The following is an 18,525-nucleotide window of genomic DNA, read 5'->3' as shown; positions in this document are numbered from 1 at the left end:
CCCTCGCACCCGGAGGGCGGCCCGCCGGCGTACCGGTGGCTACTTCACGCCGAGGATCTGCTCGATCGGGTCGATGGCGAAGTACACCAGGAACAGGGCCGAGGCGCCCCACAGCAGCCAGTGGACCTCCTTCGCCCGGCCGAGGACCGTCTTGATCAGGACGTAGGAGACGAAGCCCGCGCCGATGCCGTTGGTGATCGAGTACGTGAACGGCATCACGGCGATGGTGAGGAACGCCGGGATCGCGATCTCGTAGCGCTCCCAGTCGATGTGCTTGACCTGGGTCATCATCAGGAAGCCGACGGCGACGAGGGCGGGGGCGGCGGCCTGCAGCGGGACGATGGTCAGCAGCGGGGTCAGGAAGAGCGCGAGGGCGAACAGGCCGCCCGTGACCAGGTTCGAGAAACCGGTGCGCGAGCCCTCGCCGACACCCGCCGCCGACTCGATGTACGAGGTGGCGGAGGACGCCGAGGCCGCGCCTCCGGCGACCGCCGCCACTCCGTCGATCAACAGCACCCGGCCCAGCTGCGGCACCTTGCCGTCCTCGTCCAGCAGGCCCGCCTCGGCGCTGATGCCGACGACCGTGCCCATGGTGTCGAAGAAGTCGGACAGGACCAGCGTGAAGACGAGCAGCACCACGGTGATCGCGCTCGCCTCGCCGAAGGCGCCGAACAGGCTGAAGTCGCCGAGCAGCCCGAAGTCCGGTGCGGCCACGACGTCGTCGGGGACCTTCGGCGTGGTGAGTCCCCAGCTCTTCACGTCCGCCACGGAGTTGATGACGATCGCGACGACCGTCATGGTCACGATGCTGATCAGGATGGCGCCCTTGACCTTGCGGGCGAGCAGTCCGATCGTCAGCAGCACGCCGAGGCAGAAGACGAGGATCGGCCAGCCGGCCAGCGCTCCGGTGCCGCCGAGCTGCACCGGGACGGTCGTGTTCGCGGCGTCGGGGATGCGGCTGACGAACCCGGCGTCGACGAAGCCGATGAAGGCGATGAACAGGCCGATGCCCACGCTGATCGCCTGCTTCAGGGGCTGCGGGATGGCGTGCATGACGGCTTCCCGCAGGCCGGTCACCACCAGCACGCAGATGAGCAGCCCTTCGAGGACGATCAGGCCCATCGCGTCGTCCCAGCTCATCAGCGGGGCGATCTGGAAGGCGACGACGGCGTTGAGGCCGAGGCCCGCGGCGAGGGCCAGCGGGAGGTTGCCGCCGATGCCCATCACGATCGTCATGACGGCGGCCACCAGGGCGGTGGCGGTGGTGAGTTGAACGGTGTCGAGCTGGTGGCCGAACTTGTCCTTCGCGCTGCCCAGGATGATGGGGTTCAGGACGAGGATGTAGGCCATGGTGAAGAACGTGGCGAAGCCGCCGCGTATCTCCCTGCCGAAGGTGGAACCGCGGGCGGAGATCTTGAAGAACCGGTCGACGCCGTTCCCGGCGGGCGGTGGGGACGCCGGGCGGTCGGCCACCTTCTGCGCATCGGACATGGGGCTGCTCCTCGTTGCCTGCGTGGCGGGTGTGCGGATGCTGGCTGGATTGTTCCCGTGATGCGCCCCGTTCAGGTTTTCCCCGTGTTACGGAATCGGGTTCGGCCCGCCATACGCCGTTCGAAGACCTGTACGTACGCTGATACGCTCACGCATCTCGCCCTGGCGGCCCGCGAGTCGGCGCCCGGGTCGAACCGGGGGCCGTATACGCGCCCCCGCACCGGTCGCCGAGAAGACGCGAGGAGAAGTCGCCCGTGGGCACTGTCGTCGACGACGCCGCCTCCGCGGAGTTCCACGCCTTCTTCGAACGGCACTACGCGGAACTGGCGCGTCTGGCGCACCTGTTGACGGGTGAGGCGGACGCGGCCGACGACCTCGCGGCGGACGCGCTGCTCGCCCTGTGGCACCGCTGGGACCGGGTGCGCGCCGCGGACCACCCGGTGGCGTACGCGCGGGGCGTGGTCGCCAACCTCGCCCGGACCCGCGTGCGCAGCGCGGTGCGCGAACGCCGCCGGATCACCCTGTTCTGGTCACAGCGCGAGGACAGGGTCGAGAACCCCGACGTACCTGGAGTGGTGGACGTGCAGGAGGCGTTGCGCCGGCTGCCGTTCCGCAAGCGCGCGTGTGTGGTGCTGCGGCACGCCTTCGACCTCTCGGAGAAGGACACGGCACTCGCGCTGGGTGTCTCGGTCGGTACGGTGAAGAGCCAGACGTCCAAGGGCATGGCCGAGCTGCAGCGGCTCCTCGGGACGGCGGAGGCACCGCGCCGCGTGCACGCGACGGTGCTGCGCGCGGGCGGAGCCGGAGGAACGGACCGATGAGGAAGGCGAAGGCGCGGGACGTGCACGACGAGCTGCGTGGCAGGCTGCGGGAGGCGGCCGGGGCGCACGAGCCGGACCGGGCCCGCATGCTGGCCCGCGTCGAGCGCGGGATGGCGGGCGCCGACGAGCGGCCCGCGCGCGCGGCACGCCCCCGGGCGCGGGGCTGGGTCCGGGTCGTGGGCGCCACGGCGGCGGTCGCCGGTGTCCTCGCGGTGGGCGGCTACGCGGTCGCGTCGGCCGTACGGGACGAGGGCCCCGCGCAGCGGACCGTGGCCGTCTCCCCGTCCCCCGACCCCTCCCCGGGCGCGACGAGCCGGGCACCGCGGCCGGCGGATCCGCCGAAGGGTACGGGCGCGCCCGAGCGGTCGGGGAAGCCGGCGGCGTCCCCGTCGCACACGCCGACGGCCCGGGACGGCGCCGGGACGTCCGCACCGGCGACGCCGCGGTCACCGGCGGCCGGTGTCGAGGACGGCCCGCTGTGGTCGGACGGGTCGGTCGACCCGAACAGCAACGACTTCTGGGCGCAGAGCAACGTGACCCTGAAGACGGGGAAACGGCTCACCGCGCTCACCGTGGAGTTGCGGATCGCGCTCACCGACGGGGTGTCGTCGGCCGGTGCCTGGCGGTCGCTGCCGGAGGAGGACTTCACGGTCACGGTGGACGAACGGGACGGGTTCCTCGTCTACACGTGGGTCCTCAAGGCGGACCGCAGCGTCCCGGCCGGCGAGTGGGTGTTCGCCGGCCAGTACGACCACGCGCGCGGCGGCCGGGACGCGGAGGACGACCGCTACGCGGCGACCGCCGAGACGGCGGACGTGCGGCTGAGCGTGGCCGGCGACTTCGCGCGCCGCGGCGAGGACGACTCCTAGGGCCTGAGCCGGACGCGGCCCGTGGAGGAACGGGCCGCGACCCGCGGGGATTTGGTGCGGGAAAAGTTCGCGCGGGCGGCAACCCTTTCCCGGCGGGCGGCGACCAGGGGACGTAGAGATCATCCCCCACCCCCAAGGAACACGGTTCATGACTGCACGAGTCGAACAGCGCGTACGCCACCGCCGCAGGATCACCCGGCGGCGCGCGGTCATCGGCGGCGCGGCCGCTCTCGGCCTCACCGGCGCGGCGATCGTCACCACCTCGATGCTGGGCACGGCGGGCGCCGCGACGTCCTGGCCGGACGCCAAGGGCAGCAAGGCCGTCACGAAGACGATCGAGGTGTCGGGCACCTACGACGGCAAGCTGCAGAAGTTCTACGGCAGCGGCGCCCTCGGCGACGGCGGGCAGTCCGAGGGCCAGGACCCCGTCTTCGAGCTGGCGGACGGAGCGGTCCTCAAGAACGTCGTCATCGGCACCCCGGGTGCGGACGGCGTGCACTGCACGGGCAGTTGCACCCTGCAGAACGTGTGGTGGCTGGACGTCGGCGAGGACGCGGCGAGCTTCAAGGGCAAGTCCTCGTCGGCCACGTACACGGTGACCGGGGGCGGCGCACGGTCCGCCTCGGACAAGGTGTTCCAGTTCAACGGCGCCGGCAAGGTGACCGTCACCGGCTTCCGGGTCGAGAACTTCGGCAAGCTGGTCCGCTCGTGCGGCAACTGCTCCAAGCAGTACAAGCGCACGATCGTCGTGGACGACGTCGACGTGACCGCTCCGGCCAAGACGCTGGTCGGCGTCAACGCCAACTACGGGGACACCGCGACGCTCAGCCGGGTGCGCGTCCACGGCGACAGCGGCAAGAAGATCAAGCCGTGCGTCCGCTTCCAGGGCAACAACACCGGCAAGGAGCCCACGCAGCTCGGCAGCGGCCCCGACGGCACCACCTGCAAGTACAAGGCGTCGGACGTCACTTACGACTGACCGCCCCGCCCGTTCGGACTCCCGCCGGCCGAACCCACTCGGCCGGCGGGGCAACACCCCTGCCGGTGAACGCCGTTGGGGTAAACGCCCCCGCCGGTGACGACCGGCGGGGGCGTCCGCCCGTACGGGGCACGGCGGTTCACCGCCGTCCCCGGTGCGCGCCCGCGCCCGTCAGCACTCCTTCCACGGGGTCCAGTCGCCGAGGTACGCCTCGCGGGTCGCCGAAGCCGCCTCGGCCCGGGTGAGCTGCGGCCGGTTCTCCGGGACCGGGACCGCTGCGCCCGGGCCCGTGTTGCGGTACTCGGCGAAGCGCTGGTCCTGCCACGGGTGCGCGGCGGCCATGTCGGAGTAGGGCGCGCGGGCGTCGATCCCGGCGCCGAGACGGCTCTCGCGCACGGTCAGCATGGGGCGCGCGGTCGGGTCGGAACTGGGCACCCAGGGCCGGGCCAGCTTGTAGTACGCGTCCGGCGCCCCGCCGGTGATCCGGCCGTGGGTGACCAGGTAGCCGCGCGGGTTGGCGGCGGCGGTGGACGGGGCGAAGACGAAGCCGTAGGGCGGGTTGGCGAGGTCGGTGCGGTCCAGGGTGTGGAAGCGGCAGTGCTCGAACACCGCGGTCGCCCGGCCGAACACGAAGTCCACGTCGCCCTCGGCGTAGCAGTGGGCGTAGTACTGGCGGGCGAAGGTGCCGAGAGCCATCGAGTCGGCGTAGAGCGTGTCCTGGTGGCCGAGGAACCGGCAGTGGTGGAAGGCGGAGCGGTCGCCCTGGACCTTGAGGGCGACGGCCTGGGTGCCGGTGATCTCCGGGTGGTCGGCGCGCAGCCAGTCGTTGGCGAAGGTGATCCAGCGGGCGGTGAAGCCGTCGGCCTGCACGGTGGTGGTGGCGGACCCGGTCGTGCCGTGGGTGCCGCCCCCGGGCTTCGGGGTGCCGTTGGCGTTGTCGTACACGACGACGACGTCACGGGGGTCCTCGGAGGCGCCGATCCAGGTCATGTCCGTACGGGCGGCGGCGACGGCGACCGTCTCGCGGTAGACGCCGGGGGCGATGACGAGGGTGGTGCCGCCGCCGGCCGTGGCGGTGACCGCGGCCTGCACACCGGTGAAGTCACCGGCGCCGGACGCGTCCACGTACACGGTCTGCTCGGTGAGGCGGTCGGCGGGCGATCCGTACCGGCCGAAGGGTGACCGCGGGACCGCGTGCGCGGCGCCGGACAGTCCGAGCGCGAGGGCGGCTCCGGTGCTGGCGACGAGGAAGGTCCTGCGGCCGGGGGCGGGCCGGGGATGGTGCGAGGGCACGGTGATGCTCCTTCGCTGCGGCCCGGGGTCTTCGCCGGGCCGCGGAGGCGGTGGTGGGGAGGGAAGGAAGAGGAGAGAAGGGGAGGGACGGCGAAGGGGGCCGGAGCGGCGCGACCCGGGTGCGGGGCGCGTGCGGAGCCGCTCCGGCCCGGCCGGGGGGCGGAGGGGTCAGCAGATCTTTCCGGCGCCCGCGCGGTGGTCGACGATGCCGGGGACCGCCTTCGGGGAGTCGACCCGCGTGCGCAGGGTCGGCGTCCAGCCGGCCCCGGACCGGAGCGTCTCCGCCGGGATCTCCGCGTTGTGCACGGCGATCAGGTCGACGGGTGCGCCGTTGACGTGGTTGCCCGTGGCGGTGACCGGGGCGTCCTTCCACTTCTTGAGGATCTTCGCGGCGCTGACGCCGGCCGGCAGCGTGAACGCGTTCTTCTCGGCGACGAGCTGGGACTCCATGCCGATGCCGAGGCTGTAGGAGTACGAGCTGTCGGCGACGTAGTGGTTGTTGTACGCGTCGACCTGCCCGAAGCGGACGCGCGGGGCGCGCTCGACGACGCCGGAGAACAGGTTGTGGTGCAGCGTCACCTTGAGGTGGCCGCGGTCGACTGCGGCGGTGGCGGCGCTGTCGCTGTTGCCGATCATGAGGGTCTTGTCGTGCTCGGTGAAGACGTTCCAGGAGACCGTGACGTGGTCGGCGCCCTTCACGATGTCGAGCTCGCCGTCGTGCTGCTGGTAGACCATGCCGAAGTACGTCGGCAGCGAACTGTCCGGATGGGCGCCGTCGGTGAACGTGTTGTGGTCCAGCCAGACGTGCGTGGAGCCGTACACGACCGCGCTGTCGTACTCGGAGTTCCAGTTGCCCTTGTCGCCGTCGGTGGGGTCCCACTGAGGGAAGCAGTCGAGGGGGCTCTCGACGGTGAGGTTGCGGACGATCACGTTGTCCACGCCGGTGATCTGCAGGCTGGCGCCCTTCAGCCCCGCGTTCCTCCCGACGCCGATGATCGTGGTGTTGGCCGGGACGCTCACCTTGATGGCCGCGGCCTGGTTGGCGGCCGAGACCCGGCGCAGTCCCTCGGGGCTGTCGGCCGGCTCGCCCTCCAGGTCCGTGTCCAGGCCCCAGTTCTCCGGGGAGTACTTCTCCAGGTAGGCGTCGAAGTCGTAGCCGTCGGCCGCGAAGGAGGAGCAGCCCGCGGCGTTGGCGTCGATCGTGCCCCTGACCTTGATGATCTTCGGGGCGCTGCCGCCCTCCCGCAGCGCGGCCTGGAACTGCTCCCAGGTCGTGACGGTCGTGACGTGCGCGGCGTCGGCCGCCGAGCCCCCGGTGGTGCCCGTACCGGCGGACCCCCAGCCGTCACCGGCGGCCAGCGTCTCGCGGCCGAGGTCGCGGCCTTTGGCCTCGGCGGTGGTCCCGGTGACGGCCAGCACCAGGGCGGTGCAGCCGGCCAGGGACACGGCGGCCCGCAGGCCCCCTATGACACGTCCATGACATTTCAGTGTGCTCATCGTGCGGCTCTCTTTCCGTCAGGCGGTGGGCCAGGTGATCCAGGACTCGGGAATCTCGTCGTCGAGCCGGCGCGCGTCCCGCGGTGCGACGACCCGGCGGCGCAGCAGCTCGCCCGCGACGAGGCGGGCCACGGCGATCGCACCGGGCGGGTTGAAGTGGGTGTTGTCCTGCTCCGTGGCGGTCCAGTTGAAGTACCTCTTGGTCTCCTCCGGGCCGAGCTTCTGCCACAGGGCGACCGACAGGGCCTGGACGTCCAGCAGGGCGACGCCCTCCTCCTCGGCGAGCGCCCGCATCGCCGCCGGGTAGTCGCCGTGGGTGGGCAGGGCGGCGCCGTCCGCGTCGAACCTCCTGCGCTCGACGGAGGTGGCGAGCACCGGCCGTGCGCCCCGGGCCCGCGCCCCGTCGACGTACAGCCGCAGGTGGTCCTGGTAGGTGGTCCAGGGCTCGGTGTAGCGGGTGGGGTCGGCGGTCTTCTCGTCGTTGTGGCCGAACTGGACGAGCAGCAGGTCGCCCGGCCGGATCGCCGCGAGGACGGCGTCGAGGCGCCCCTCGTCGACGAAGCTCTTCGAACTGCGCCCGTTCACGGCGTGGTTGGAGACCGTGAGGTCGCTGTGGAGGAAGAACGGCAGGGCCATGCCCCAGCCGGTCTCGGGCGCTGCGTCGGCGTACTTCTGGGCGGCGGTGGAGTCACCGGCGATGAAGAGGGTCCGCGCGCGCCGGGGCCCCTGCGGCGCGGGGCCGGCGGACACCGGGGCCGCCGCCGCGGCGGTGAGCGGAACGGCGGCGAGGGCCGCCGCGGTGACCTGTCTGCGGGTGAGGGACACGTCGGGGTGCCTCGCTTTCGGCGTGCTGCGGGGTGAGTCGCGAGGGGCGGGGGCGGGGCCGGCGGCGGAGCCCTCGGGCGGACCGCCGCCGGCCCCCGCGCTCGGGGGCGGAGCCGCTACTTCTGCTGCTGCTTCCACTCCGCCTGGGCCTCGTCGAGCTGGTCGGCCAGGTTGTGCAGGAAGTCCTCGGCCGACATCTTGCCGAGCAGGACCTTCTGGAAGTTCGGCTCGTTGTCGGTCTTGGAGATGGTGTTCCAGTCCGGCAGGTAGTACGGCAGCTGCACGATCTTCGTGCTGCCGCTGTTCAGCGCCTCGGCCGCGAGCTTGGTCGGCTCGGCCTTCTGGATCCACGCGTCCTGCGCCGCCTCCGTGTTCGACGGGATGGCGCCCGCCGACTCGTTCCACTTGCTGTTGGACTCGTGCGAGGCGGCGAACTCGATGAACTGCCAGGCGGCCGACTTGTTCTTGCTGGACTTGAACAGGGCGAGCCCGTCGACGGGGTTGGACACCTGGACCCGGGTGCCGTCGTCCGTGGTCGGGTTCGGCAGGCCGCGGAACTTGTCGTCACCGAGCGCCTTCACGTGGTCCTGGTAGGAGCCCAGGTTGTGGCTCAGCATGCCGATCTTGCCGCTGTCCCACTGCGAGACCATCTTGGTGAAGTCGTTGTTGACGTCGGCGGACGGGGTCGCCTTCTTGTAGAGCGCTGCGTACTTCTTCAGCGCCGCCACGTTCTTGGGGTCGTCGACCGTGGTCTTGTCGCCGTCCCAGAACTCGGTGATCCCGGTCTGCCCGTACATCGCGTCCAGGGCCTGCGCGATGGAACCGGCGCCGCCCCGGATGGTGTAGCCGAACTCGTTCTTGCCCTTGTCCGTGAGCTTGCCGGCCGCCTCGTAGAACTTGGACCAGGTGGTCGGCGCCTCCAGACCGGCCGCCTTGAACAGGTCGGTGCGGTAGTACAGCACGCCGTTGCTGGCCGAGGTCGGGACGGTGAACAGCTTGTCCTGGCCGCCGGCGACCTTCACCGAGTCGAGCATGCCCTGGTTCAGCTTGCCGTCGAGCGGGCTCTTCGCGAGGCGCGAGTCGAGTGGTTCGAGGGCGTTCTGCGCGGCGATCCCGGAGAGCATCGCGGCGCCGACCCCGCCGACGTCGGGGAGGCCGCCGCCCTGGATGGCGGTGTCGTACTTGGACTGGACGCTCTCGGCGGGGATCCCGACGTAGTTGACCTCGATGTCGGGGTACTTCTTCTCGAAGTCCTTGATGATCTCCATCCAGACGTCACGGCGGACGGCCGTGTTGTTGTCCCAGAAGGTGATCTCGCCCTTGCCCGATCCCTCGTCGCCCTTGTCCCCGCCGGCACCGCTGCCGTCGTCTCCGCAGGCGGTGGCGGTGAGCGCGAGGACGGCGCTCAGGACGACGGCCGTGGCCGCGCGGTGTCCGCCTCGGCTGTTTCTCCGGATGCTGCTCTTCATGGTCGGCTCTCTTCTCCTGCTGGATCCAACGGGGTGGTGGGTGCTGCGAGTACTGCCCCGGACCCGGAAGCCCGCGAGTCCCGTCGAGGGCTCGGGGTCCAGGGGCCGGTCGGGGGGCTCAGTGGTGGGCATGGGAGGCCGGGCCGTCGTGACCCGCCGGGTCGGCGGCGGCCGTCGGGCGGGCCGTCGGCGGCTTTGGTAAGCGCTTGCTCGATGGGTGTGACATGGCGGCTCCCGGCTGGCGTACGAAAGGTGCGGAGTCGACCCTCAGGGGGTCGCGGTGACGCGGAACTGCGTGAAGGTGGCCGCGCCGGCGTGTCCGGTGCCGGCGGGCGCGAGGGCGAAGAGGCCGAGCAGGGCGCCGACCCAGCGCCAGGGCGTGGCGGCGAACACCGGGCCGGAGGGCCGCGGGCCGTCACCGAGGTCGCAGGAGAAACGGCAGCGCGCTCCGGCGCCGATGTCGATCCGCAGCCGCACCCGTCCGCCGGGAGCGGGCCGCGGGTGCGCGGCGTCGCGCTCCCGCTCGGCCACCGGCTCGGCGAAGCGGTGCACGAGACGGACCGCCCCGTCGCTCCCCCGTTCCAGGCCGATCCAGCTGTAGGCGTCCCCGAGGACGGCGAGTCCCGCGCGGGCACCCGGTTCCCCCTCCGCCAGGGCGAGTTCGACCTCGACCGCGGCGGGGATCCCGGGCAGCCGCTGCGTGAGCACGTTCGGCAGCAGCCGCAGATCGTGCGCGTCCGCCGTCCGTACGCAGGTCAGCCGCAGCCCGTCGGCGGAGTGCTGGGTGGCCCAGCCGTCCTGGGGGTTGGCGGTCCACTGCCACTGCCGGCCGAACCGCCCGCCGGGGAAGTCGTCGTCGGTGGCCGGCGCGTGCGGCGGCTGGCGCGGCAGGTCCGGCTTGCGGTGCACGGCGACGGGGGTGCCCGCGTCGCCGAGCACCGGCCAGCCGGCCTCACCGTCCGCGTCCGCTCCGGTACCGCCGCCGTCCGCCCACCGCATCGGCTGGAGGTGGACGACCCGCCCGTAGGGGCCGCGGGACTGGAAGTGCAGGAACCAGTCCTCGCCGGACGCGGTGCGCACCCAGGCGCCCTGGTGCGGACCGTTCACCCGCGTGTCCCCCTGCTCCAGCACGATCCGTTCCTCGTAGGGCCCGAAGAAGCCGCGCGAGCGGAGGACACCCTGCCAGCCGGTCTCCACTCCGCCGGCGGGCGCGAAGATCCAGAACCAGCCGTCGTGCCGGTACAGCTTGGGTCCTTCGAGGGTGAACCAGCCGGGGATCCGGTCCGCGTCGACGATCACCTTGCCCTCGTCGAGCAGTCCGGTGCCGTCGGGGCGCATCCGGTGGCCGGTGAGCCGGTTCTTGACGCCGGAGCGCGATCTGGCCCAGGCGTGGACGAGATAGGCCTCGCCGCTCTCCTCGTCCCAGAGCGGGCAGGCGTCGATGAGCCCCTTGCCCTCCTTGACGAGGTGCGGCCGGGTCCACGGTCCGCGGATCTCGGGGGCGTTGACCTGGAAGACGCCGTGGTCGGGGTCGCCCCAGAAGATCCAGAACCGCTCGTCGTGATGGCGCAGGGAGGGTGCCCAGACACCGCCGTCGTGCCGGGGAACCGCGAACTCCCCGGCGGGTTCCAGGCGTTCGAGGGCGTGGCCGACCAGCGTCCAGTTGACCAGGTCCCGGGAGTGCAGCAGGGGCAGGCCCGGGGCGCGGCCGAAGCTGGAGGCGGTCAGGTAGAAGTCGTCGCCGACGCGGAGGACGTCGGGGTCGGACCAGTCGGCGTCCAGGACGGGGTTGCGGTAGGTCCCGTCCCCGAGGTCCGCGCTGAAGTGGCTGGTCATGGGCTCACCGCCTTCCGTACGAGGGCCGCCGCCGCGTCCCGGTCCAGGTGGCCGTCGGCGACCACGGTGACGATCCGCCGGACGGCCGTCTCCCCGGCGGCGAGCGGCAGCCGCTCGTCGTGGGCGAGGGAGGAGCCGACGCCCGGGTACTCGGCGGTGCGGACGAACCACGGGTCGCGGCGGGTGTCCTCGGTGGCGCCGGCGAAGACGAGCGTCCAGGAACCGCCCACGAGGGCGAGCCAGTCGGCACGCGAGCCGTGGACCCGTTCCTCGCCCTCACTGTCGGCGGTGAACACGCGCGGCGCCCCGGCCTCCTTGCGGGCCCGCCAGAAGAAGCCGCCGTACGCCGCGCCGGGCCGCCCGTTGGTGGCGGGGCTGCCGATGGACAGCGCCCGCCCGGTCGTGTTGGTGAGCGAGAACGTGAAGTCCAGCGCCCAGGCGGTGTCGGTGAGTCCGGTGGCGGCGACCGTACGGCGTTCGTGCAGCAGCTCGCGGCCCGCGGCGATCCAGCGCAGTTCCTCGACGAAGCCGTCGGGGTCGCGCAGCGGGAAGCCGCCGTGCCGCTGGGCGCCGTGGTTGTCCAGCTCGGTGGGTCCCCGGTCGCGGACGTAGGTGCGTCCGCCCCAGAAGTTGTGCCCCTCGACGTCGGGAACGGCGACACCGACGCCGAGGTGGTGTGCGTGGTCGGCGGGGCTCAGCTCGGTGACGGCCGTGCCCGCCAGGGTGGTGACGGGGTGGAGGTACGGGCGGGGCGAGAGCCTGGACGGCAGCTCGGGCCGGGTGACGTAACGGCCGACCGGGCGGCCCGCGACGCGCAGGACCGGCGAGTCGTGGTTCATCGGCTGCTCACCTCGTTCGACAGCGCCCAGGGGGCGCCGAGTTCGGAGTAGAGGGCGAGGGTGTCGGCGGCGGCCGCGACCAGTCCGTCGATGCCGCGGACGACCCGGCGGTTCTCCCCGGGGACCGCCTCCCAGGCGTCCTCGGGCAGCGCGACCGGGTCCGGGGCCCGCCGGACCGCTTCGACGACCTTCATGAACGCGCCGGTCGACTCGGGGGTGACCAGCAGGTCGGTGCCGTCCGTCAGATGGGCGACCAGGTTCTCCAGCAGGTCCGTGCGGCCGTACTCGATCTCCTCGGGGCCGCGTCCCGACCGCTGCACGAGCACGCGGTCCTGCTTGTACCAGAAGGTGACGCGTCCACTGTCGCCGTGCACCACCACGTACGGCTCGTCCGGGTGCTCGGCGCACAGGGTGACGGCCACGGTGACCAGGCCGCCGTCCCGGGTGGTCACGCGGACGCAGGAGGTGTCGTCGGACTCGATGTCGTTGGCGCGCAGCAGCTCGGTCTCGATCCCGGCGACGTCCTCGGCGCGTGTGCTGCCGTCGAGCGCGAGCGCGGTGGCGACGGCGTGCGCGAGAGGGTTGGTCAGCACGCCGTCGACCACGTCGGCACCGTTCATCCGGCGCCTGCCCGCCCACGGCGCCCGCCGGTAGTAGTCCTCGTCCCGGGCCCAGGCGCCGGCCGCGCCGATCCCGGCCACCGCTCCGAGCGCGCCCTCGGCGATCAGTTCGCGGATGGCGGGCACGGCGTGCGAGCCGAGCGACTGGAAGCCGATCTGGCAGGCGACACCGGCCGCGGCGATGCCCTCGGCCATCCTCTGGAACTCGGCGTACGACGGGGCGGGCGGCTTCTCCAGGAGCAGGTGCACGCCCCGTCCGGCCGCCGTCAGCGCGAGGTCGGCGTGGGTGGGGATGGGCGTGCAGATCACCGCGATCCCGGCGCCGGTGGAGTCGAGGAGGGCGCCGAAGTCGGCCGACTGCGCCGGGAGTTGCCCCGGTGCCGTGAATCCGTCCAGTTCCTCGTCGGTGAGCGGCGTCAGCTCGCAGACGCCCGCCAGCCGGACGAGCCCCTTGTCCTGGAGCCGGCGGATGTTGGCCAGATGCCAGCGGCCGTGGCCGCGGGCGCCGGCGAGGACGACGGGCAGCGGCGCCCCGTTCTTCCCGGTGCTCATCGGTTCCTCCCCGCGTCCGTGCCCGGCGCCGACAGGGGGGCGGGGACAGCCGGTTGACGTGGCGGCGTCATCCCTTCACCGCCCCCGCGCTGAAGCCGGTGATCAGCCACTTCTGGATGAAGGCGAAGACGAGGACCACGGGCACGGCCGCGATGATGCCGCCCGCGGCGAGCGCCCCCAGGTCCACGCTGTCCGAGCTCATCAGGGTGTTGAGGCCGACGGGGAGGGTCTGCTTGTCCTGGTTGCTGAGGAACATCAGGGCGAACAGGAAGTGGTTCCAGGCGTGCACGAAGGCGAAGGAGCCGACGGCGATCAACCCCGGCCGCAGCAGCGGGAGTACGACGATCCGGAAGGCGCGGAAACGGTTGCAGCCGTCGACCCAGGCGGCCTCTTCGAGGGAGTACGGCACGTTCCGGATGAACCCGCTGATGAGGATCATCGACAGCGGCAGCTGGAAGACCGTCTCGGCGACGACCACACTGCCGATCGAGTTGATCATCTGGAGCTTGGCGAAGATCTGGAACAGCGGCACGAGCAGCAGGGCGCCCGGCACGAACTGCGAGCAGAGCAGCGCCAGCATGAAGGCGCGCTTGACCTTGAAGTCGAAGCGGGCGAGGGCGTAACCGCCGGCCAGCGCGACGACCGTGGTCATCACCAGGGTGGTGACCGCGATCAGGACGCTGTTCTGGAAGTAGACCCCGAAGCTGCGCTCGGTCCACACCTTGTCGAAGTGCTCGAAGGTGACGGGCCACGGCAGCAGCGAGGTCGAGCCGGCCGGCCGCAGGGCGAAGAGCAGGATCCAGTAGAAGGGGACGAGGGTGAAGACGAGGTAGAGGGAGAGCGGGAGGTAGATGTGCCAGCGGGGGACCTCGTCCCAGGCGCGGCGGGTGCGGCGCGGGCGCGGCCGGGGTTCCTCGGCGACCGGCGCGGGCGCCACCGGGACGAGGGTCTCGGCGTCCTTGGTGATCACTTGTCTCCGCCTCCGAACTTGCTCAGCCGCAGGTAGACGACCGAGCAGAACAGCAGAATCACGAACGCGACCGTGGTGAGGGCGGACGCGTAGCCGAAGTTGTGGGCGTCGACGCTGGTGTTGGCGATGTACAGCGGGAGGGTGGTCGTCTCGCCCGCGGGTCCGCCGCCGGTCAGGGTGTAGAGGAGGTCGACGTTGTTGAACTCCCACACGGCGCGCAGCAGCGTGGACAGCACGATGGCGTCCTTGATGTGGGGCAGCGTGATGTGCAGGAACTGCTTGAAGCGGCTGGCTCCGTCGACCTCGGCGGCCTCGTACAGGTCCTTGGAGACGGACTGGAGGTCGGCGAGGATGAGGATCGCGAAGAAGGGGACTCCGCGCCACAGGTCGGCGACCACGGCGGCCGGGAAGACGGTGGCCGTGTCCGACAGCCAGCTGGTGCCGTACTCGCCGATGCCCATGTCGGCCAGGTAACGGGTGATGCCTGTCTGGGAGTTGTAGAGCAGCACCCAGATCGCGGAGGTCAGCACGCCGGAGACGGCCCACGGCGAGAAGACCAGCGCCCGGCCGATCGCCCGGCCCACGAAGGTCTGGTTGACGATCAGGGCGAGCGCGAGGCCGAAGAGCAGCTGCAGTCCGACCTCGACGACGACCCACTGGGCGCTGAAGGTCAGCGTGTCCCAGAACTGCGGGTCCTCGCTGAAGGCGTGCACGAAGTTGTCGAGGCCCGCGTAGCCGTTGCGCCAGGGCTTCGTCGGGTTGTAGTGCTGCAGGCTGTAGTAGAAGACGCTGATGACCGGGTAGGCGATGAAGCCCAGCATGAGCAGGCCGGCCGGCGCGATCAGGAGGTACGGGAGCCTGCGGGGCGTCGACGAGCCACGGCGCCGCCGGGGTGGCGCGGGCTGTTTCGCCACGGCTGCGGCTTGTGCCATGACTGTTCTCCGTTCGTGGTGTGCGGGTCGAGCCGTTCTCGGGGTGCGCGCGTCGGCCCGCTCGCGCCGGTCTGCGAGCCGGGCGGGTCACGCCGGTGCGGTCGTGCCGGTCGCGGAGTGGGCGCCGGTGCGGACGAGCCGGTGGTGCTGTGCGCTTCTGAGCGGTTCCGTCGAAGCGCTTCACGTACGGTGTTCGTGTGGTCGGCCGCGAGGGTCACGGCCGCGGGATCAGCCCGCGTACGGGTCCGGCACCTTCCCCGGCCTGGCCAGGAAGGCGAAGTCGCAGCCGGTGTCGGCCTGCGTGATCTGTTCGGTGTAGAGCGCGCCGTAGCCCCGCTCGTACCGCTCGGGCGGCGGCGTCCACCGCGCCCGGCGCCGCTCCAGCTCGGCGTCGTCCACGTCGAGTCGCAGCGAGCGTGCGGCGACGTCCAGGGTGATGCTGTCGCCGGTGCGCACCAGGGCGAGCGGCCCGCCGACGTACGACTCCGGTGCCACGTGCAGGACGCAGGCGCCGTAACTCGTGCCGCTCATCCGGGCGTCCGAGATCCGCACCATGTCCCGGACCCCCTGCTTGAGCAGCCGGTCGGGGATCGGCAGCATGCCGTACTCCGGCATGCCGGGGCCGCCCTTGGGGCCGGCGTTGCGCAGCACCAGCACGCTGTCGGCGGTGATGCCCAGGTCCGGGTCGTTGATGGTGCGTTGCATGGTCCGGTAGTCGTCGAAGACGACGGCTGGTCCGGTGTGCCGCAGCAGGTGCGGCTCGGCGGTGATGTGCTTGATGACGGCGCCGTCGGGGCAGAGGTTGCCGCGCAGCACGGCGACTCCGCCCTCGTCCGCGACCGGGTTGTCCCGCGGGCGGATGACGTCGTCGTCGTGCACCCGGGCGCCGGCGAGCTGCTCGCGCATGGTGTCGTGCGAGACGGTGGGCCGCTCCAGGTGCAGCAGGTCCGGGATCCGGGAGAGGAACCCGGGCAGGCCGCCGGCGAAGTGGAAGTCCTCCATCAGGTACTTCTGTCCGCCCGGCCGGACGTTGGCGAGCACCGGGACCGTGCGGGCGATGCGGTCGAAGTCGTCCAGGGTGAGGCGCACGCCCGCCCGGCCGGCCATCGCGATCAGGTGGATCACCGCGTTGGTGGAACCGCCGAGCCCGAGGACGGTGGTGACCGCGTCGGTGAAGGCGTCCTCGGTGAGGATGTGGCTCAATTTGCGGTCTTTGTGCACCAGTTCGACGATGCGAAGGCCCGCGGCGGCCGCCATCCGGTCGTGCCCGGAGTCGACGGCGGGGATGCTGGAGGCGCCCGGGACGGTGACGCCGAGGGCCTCGGCGGCGGCGGTGAGCGTGGACGCCGTGCCCATCGTCATGCAGTGGCCCGGGGAGCGGGCGAGTCCGCTCTCCAGCTCCGCCATCTCGCAGTCGCCGATGAGCCCGGCGCGCTTGTCGTCCCAGTACTTCCACATGTCGGTGCCGGAGCCGAGGACCTCGTTGCGCCAGTGGCCGGGCAGCATGGGCCCGGCGGGCACGAAGACGGCCGGCAGGTCGACGGAGGCCGCGCCCATCAGGAGGGCGGGCGTGGACTTGTCGCAGCCGCCCATGAGCACCGCGCCGTCCACCGGGTAGGACCGGAGCAGCTCCTCGGTCTCCATCGCGAGCAGGTTGCGGTAGAGCATGGGGGTCGGCTTCTGGAAGGTCTCGCTCAGGGTGGAGACCGGGAACTCCAGCGGGAAGCCGCCGGCCTGCCACACCCCCCGCTTCACGGCCTGCGCGCGGTCCCGCAGGTGCACGTGGCAGGGGTTGATGTCCGACCAGGTGTTCAGGATCGCGATGACCGGCTTGCCCAGGTGCTCCTCGGGGAGGTAGCCGAGCTGGCGGGTGCGCGCCCGATGGCTGAAGGAGCGCAGGCCCGAGCTGACGCCGCTGCCGTACCACTGGTGGCTTCTGAGGTCCTCGGGGCGCTTCACAGCGACCACCCTGCGGCTATGGCGGCGACTTCCGACCGCTCGGCCCCGGGCAGCGGCTTGCTCGGGGCCCGTACGTCGCGGCGGCACAGACCGAGGGAGGCCAGTGCCTCCTTGACCACGGTCACGTTGTTCGCGGAGCCGTCGGCGGCCCGCAGCTCCTCGAACCGGCGGATCTGCTCCCACACCTTCATGGCCGCCGGGTAGTCCCCGGAGCGAAGCGCTTCGATCATGTTCAGCGAGACGGAGGGGGCGACGTTCACCAGCCCCGAGGTGAAGCCGGTGGCGCCCGCGGAGAAGTACGAGGGGGCGTACGGCTCGGCGAGTCCGGCCACCCACACGAACCGTTCGAGGCCGGCGTCGCGGGCGAAGGCCGCGAAGCGCGCCGCGTCCGGGACGGCGTACTTCACGCCGATGACGTTCGGGCAGGCGTCGGCGAGTTCGGCGAGCCGCGCGCCCGGGAGCAGCGCGTTGCGCAGGTACGGAACGACGCCCAGCTCGGGCACGGCCTCCGCGATGGCCCGGTGGTAGTCGACCCAGCCTCCGTCGGACACGTACGGGTGCACGGGCTGGTGGACCATCACCATCTGCGCGCCCCGTTCGCGGGCGTGCCGGGCGGAGGCGACGGCGGTCGGCACGTCGTGGCCGACGCCGACCAGGGTCACGGCGCGGTCACCCGCCTCCTCGACGGTCAGCTCCGTGACGAGCTGCCGCTCCTCGGGGGTCAGCGCGTAGAACTCGCCGGTGTTGCCGTTCGGGGTGAGGGTGCGCACGCCGCCGTCGAGCAGCCGGCGCAGCAGGGCCCGGTGGGTGTCGACATCGACCGAGCCGTCCTCGGCGAAGGGGGTCACCGGGATCGCCACGACCTCGGCGAGCGCGGCCCGCTGGATCTCGAACGCCGCCGTCATGTCCGACCTTCCTCTCCCTGGGCCTCGGGGAAGGCCCGTCGCACGAACGACGCGATGTGGGCGTGCAGGGCGCTCGCCGCGCCGTCCGCGTCGCCGTCGAGCGCGAGCCGCAGGATCTCCCGGTGCTCGCTCGCCTCGCGTTCCCAGGACGGGTCGGCGGCCCAGGCGACGGCGGAGACCAACGCGGCCTGGTCCCGGACCTCGTCCAGCATCCGGCCGAGCAGCGGATTGCCGCAGGACACGTACAGGGCGCGGTGGAACTCCCGGTTGGCCAGGGAGCGTTCGGCGGTGTCGGAGGCGTCGTCGGAACGGCCGAGGGCGTCGCGTGCCGCGTCCAGGGAGGCTCCGCGGCGCACCGCCCGCCGCAGTGCCTCGGGTTCGAGGAGCAGCCGTACGTCGTACACCTCGCGCGCCATGTCCGCGTCCACCATGCGCACCGTGACGCCCTTGTACTGGTTCATCACGACGAGCCCGGTGCCGGCCAGGGTCTTGAGCGCCTCGCGCACGGGGGTCTTGGACACCCCGAACTGCGCGGCGAGTTCGGTTTCGACCAGGGCCTGGCCCGGGGTCAACTGCCCGGTCAGGATGCGGTGTTTGATCCCCTCCAGCACGTACTGCGTGCGGGACGGAATCGGTATGGGCACAGAGGTCATGCGCGCCTCTCGGAT

16 protein-coding genes are annotated in these 18,525 nt (G+C 72.0%); 3 read left to right on the top strand and 13 right to left on the bottom strand.

What is annotated here, in order from left to right:
- Positions 1-39 precede the first annotated feature (39 nt).
- Positions 40-1,491, bottom strand: a complete 1,452-nt coding sequence (locus tag ACWGIS_RS27980) for an NCS2 family permease (RefSeq protein ID WP_453365220.1) — start codon at positions 1,489-1,491, stop codon at positions 40-42.
- 254 nt (positions 1,492-1,745) lie between these two features.
- Here ACWGIS_RS27980 and ACWGIS_RS27975 point away from each other — a divergent pair, with 254 nt between their 5' ends.
- The 3 genes from ACWGIS_RS27975 to ACWGIS_RS27965 all read left to right on the top strand — a co-directional run bounded on the left by ACWGIS_RS27975 (position 1,746) and on the right by ACWGIS_RS27965 (position 4,160).
- Positions 1,746-2,312, top strand: coding sequence for a SigE family RNA polymerase sigma factor (locus ACWGIS_RS27975; protein WP_453365219.1), 567 nt, complete (start codon positions 1,746-1,748; stop codon positions 2,310-2,312).
- Complete coding sequence (locus ACWGIS_RS27970; protein WP_453365218.1) at positions 2,309-3,181, top strand: hypothetical protein; 873 nt, start codon at positions 2,309-2,311, stop codon at positions 3,179-3,181. Before ACWGIS_RS27975 ends, ACWGIS_RS27970 begins: the two co-directional genes overlap by 4 nt.
- Before the next feature lie 148 nt (positions 3,182-3,329).
- Positions 3,330-4,160: a pectate lyase gene (locus tag ACWGIS_RS27965; RefSeq protein ID WP_453365217.1), complete on the top strand. Its 831-nt coding sequence runs from the start codon at positions 3,330-3,332 to the stop codon at positions 4,158-4,160.
- 171 nt (positions 4,161-4,331) lie between these two features.
- Here the strand turns inward: ACWGIS_RS27965 and ACWGIS_RS27960 are convergent, their stop codons facing one another.
- The 12 genes from ACWGIS_RS27960 to ACWGIS_RS27905 form a co-directional block, all read right to left on the bottom strand.
- On the bottom strand, positions 4,332-5,453 hold the full coding sequence (locus ACWGIS_RS27960) for a pectinesterase family protein (RefSeq protein WP_453365216.1): 1,122 nt from the start codon (positions 5,451-5,453) through the stop codon (positions 4,332-4,334).
- A 168-nt stretch (positions 5,454-5,621) separates the two neighbouring features.
- The gene (locus ACWGIS_RS27955) at positions 5,622-6,950 is read right to left on the bottom strand and encodes a pectate lyase family protein (RefSeq protein ID WP_453365215.1); all 1,329 of its coding nucleotides are present in this window, start codon (positions 6,948-6,950) and stop codon (positions 5,622-5,624) included.
- A gap of 18 nt (positions 6,951-6,968) precedes the next feature.
- Complete coding sequence (locus ACWGIS_RS27950) at positions 6,969-7,775, bottom strand: rhamnogalacturonan acetylesterase (RefSeq protein ID WP_453365214.1); 807 nt, start codon at positions 7,773-7,775, stop codon at positions 6,969-6,971.
- A 116-nt stretch (positions 7,776-7,891) separates the two neighbouring features.
- Complete coding sequence (locus ACWGIS_RS27945; RefSeq protein ID WP_453365213.1) at positions 7,892-9,244, bottom strand: ABC transporter substrate-binding protein; 1,353 nt, start codon at positions 9,242-9,244, stop codon at positions 7,892-7,894.
- A gap of 267 nt (positions 9,245-9,511) precedes the next feature.
- On the bottom strand, positions 9,512-11,080 hold the full coding sequence (locus ACWGIS_RS27940) for a family 43 glycosylhydrolase (protein ID WP_453365212.1): 1,569 nt from the start codon (positions 11,078-11,080) through the stop codon (positions 9,512-9,514).
- Positions 11,077-11,919 carry a DUF6807 domain-containing protein gene (locus tag ACWGIS_RS27935; RefSeq protein ID WP_453365211.1) on the bottom strand — a complete coding sequence of 281 codons (843 nt, stop codon included), beginning with the start codon at positions 11,917-11,919 and terminating at the stop codon, positions 11,077-11,079. The genes ACWGIS_RS27940 and ACWGIS_RS27935 overlap by 4 nt, the downstream gene beginning before the upstream one ends.
- Positions 11,916-13,091 (bottom strand): Gfo/Idh/MocA family protein, encoded by a 1,176-nt coding sequence (locus ACWGIS_RS27930; RefSeq protein WP_453365210.1) that lies wholly within the window; start codon positions 13,089-13,091, stop codon positions 11,916-11,918. Before ACWGIS_RS27930 ends, ACWGIS_RS27935 begins: the two co-directional genes overlap by 4 nt.
- A 67-nt stretch (positions 13,092-13,158) precedes the next feature.
- Positions 13,159-14,061 (bottom strand): carbohydrate ABC transporter permease, encoded by a 903-nt coding sequence (locus ACWGIS_RS27925; RefSeq protein ID WP_453365209.1) that lies wholly within the window; start codon positions 14,059-14,061, stop codon positions 13,159-13,161.
- Positions 14,058-14,993, bottom strand: coding sequence for a carbohydrate ABC transporter permease (locus tag ACWGIS_RS27920; RefSeq protein WP_453365208.1), 936 nt, complete (start codon positions 14,991-14,993; stop codon positions 14,058-14,060). Before ACWGIS_RS27920 ends, ACWGIS_RS27925 begins: the two co-directional genes overlap by 4 nt.
- A gap of 228 nt (positions 14,994-15,221) precedes the next feature.
- Positions 15,222-16,961, bottom strand: coding sequence for an L-arabinonate dehydratase (araD, locus tag ACWGIS_RS27915; RefSeq protein WP_453365207.1), 1,740 nt, complete (start codon positions 16,959-16,961; stop codon positions 15,222-15,224).
- On the bottom strand, positions 16,949-17,857 hold the full coding sequence (locus ACWGIS_RS27910) for a dihydrodipicolinate synthase family protein (RefSeq protein WP_453365206.1): 909 nt from the start codon (positions 17,855-17,857) through the stop codon (positions 16,949-16,951). Before ACWGIS_RS27910 ends, araD begins: the two co-directional genes overlap by 13 nt.
- Positions 17,854-18,510 carry a GntR family transcriptional regulator gene (locus tag ACWGIS_RS27905; RefSeq protein ID WP_453365205.1) on the bottom strand — a complete coding sequence of 219 codons (657 nt, stop codon included), beginning with the start codon at positions 18,508-18,510 and terminating at the stop codon, positions 17,854-17,856. The genes ACWGIS_RS27910 and ACWGIS_RS27905 overlap by 4 nt, the downstream gene beginning before the upstream one ends.
- Positions 18,511-18,525: the final 15 nt, after the last annotated feature.

This window comes from Streptomyces sp. NPDC054842 (assembly GCF_053611025.1).
The sequence above is the reverse complement of the archived record's forward strand: the minus strand, read 5'-3'. Positions and strand labels throughout refer to the sequence as shown.

What these genes read in the sequence shown, in the direction of transcription:
- ACWGIS_RS27935 (WP_453365211.1), bottom strand. Translation starts at nt 11,919, where the DNA reads ATGAACCACGACTCGCCGGTCCTGCGCGTCGCGGGCCGCCCGGTCGGC.
- ACWGIS_RS27910 (WP_453365206.1), bottom strand. Translation starts at nt 17,857, where the DNA reads ATGACGGCGGCGTTCGAGATCCAGCGGGCCGCGCTCGCCGAGGTCGTG.
- ACWGIS_RS27905 (WP_453365205.1), bottom strand. Translation starts at nt 18,510, where the DNA reads ATGACCTCTGTGCCCATACCGATTCCGTCCCGCACGCAGTACGTGCTG.
- ACWGIS_RS27955 (WP_453365215.1), bottom strand. Translation starts at nt 6,950, where the DNA reads ATGAGCACACTGAAATGTCATGGACGTGTCATAGGGGGCCTGCGGGCC.
- ACWGIS_RS27980 (WP_453365220.1), bottom strand. Translation starts at nt 1,491, where the DNA reads ATGTCCGATGCGCAGAAGGTGGCCGACCGCCCGGCGTCCCCACCGCCC.
- ACWGIS_RS27970 (WP_453365218.1), top strand. Translation starts at nt 2,309, where the DNA reads ATGAGGAAGGCGAAGGCGCGGGACGTGCACGACGAGCTGCGTGGCAGG.
- ACWGIS_RS27945 (WP_453365213.1), bottom strand. Translation starts at nt 9,244, where the DNA reads ATGAAGAGCAGCATCCGGAGAAACAGCCGAGGCGGACACCGCGCGGCC.
- ACWGIS_RS27920 (WP_453365208.1), bottom strand. Translation starts at nt 14,993, where the DNA reads ATGGCACAAGCCGCAGCCGTGGCGAAACAGCCCGCGCCACCCCGGCGG.
- ACWGIS_RS27965 (WP_453365217.1), top strand. Translation starts at nt 3,330, where the DNA reads ATGACTGCACGAGTCGAACAGCGCGTACGCCACCGCCGCAGGATCACC.
- ACWGIS_RS27930 (WP_453365210.1), bottom strand. Translation starts at nt 13,091, where the DNA reads ATGAGCACCGGGAAGAACGGGGCGCCGCTGCCCGTCGTCCTCGCCGGC.
- ACWGIS_RS27940 (WP_453365212.1), bottom strand. Translation starts at nt 11,080, where the DNA reads ATGACCAGCCACTTCAGCGCGGACCTCGGGGACGGGACCTACCGCAAC.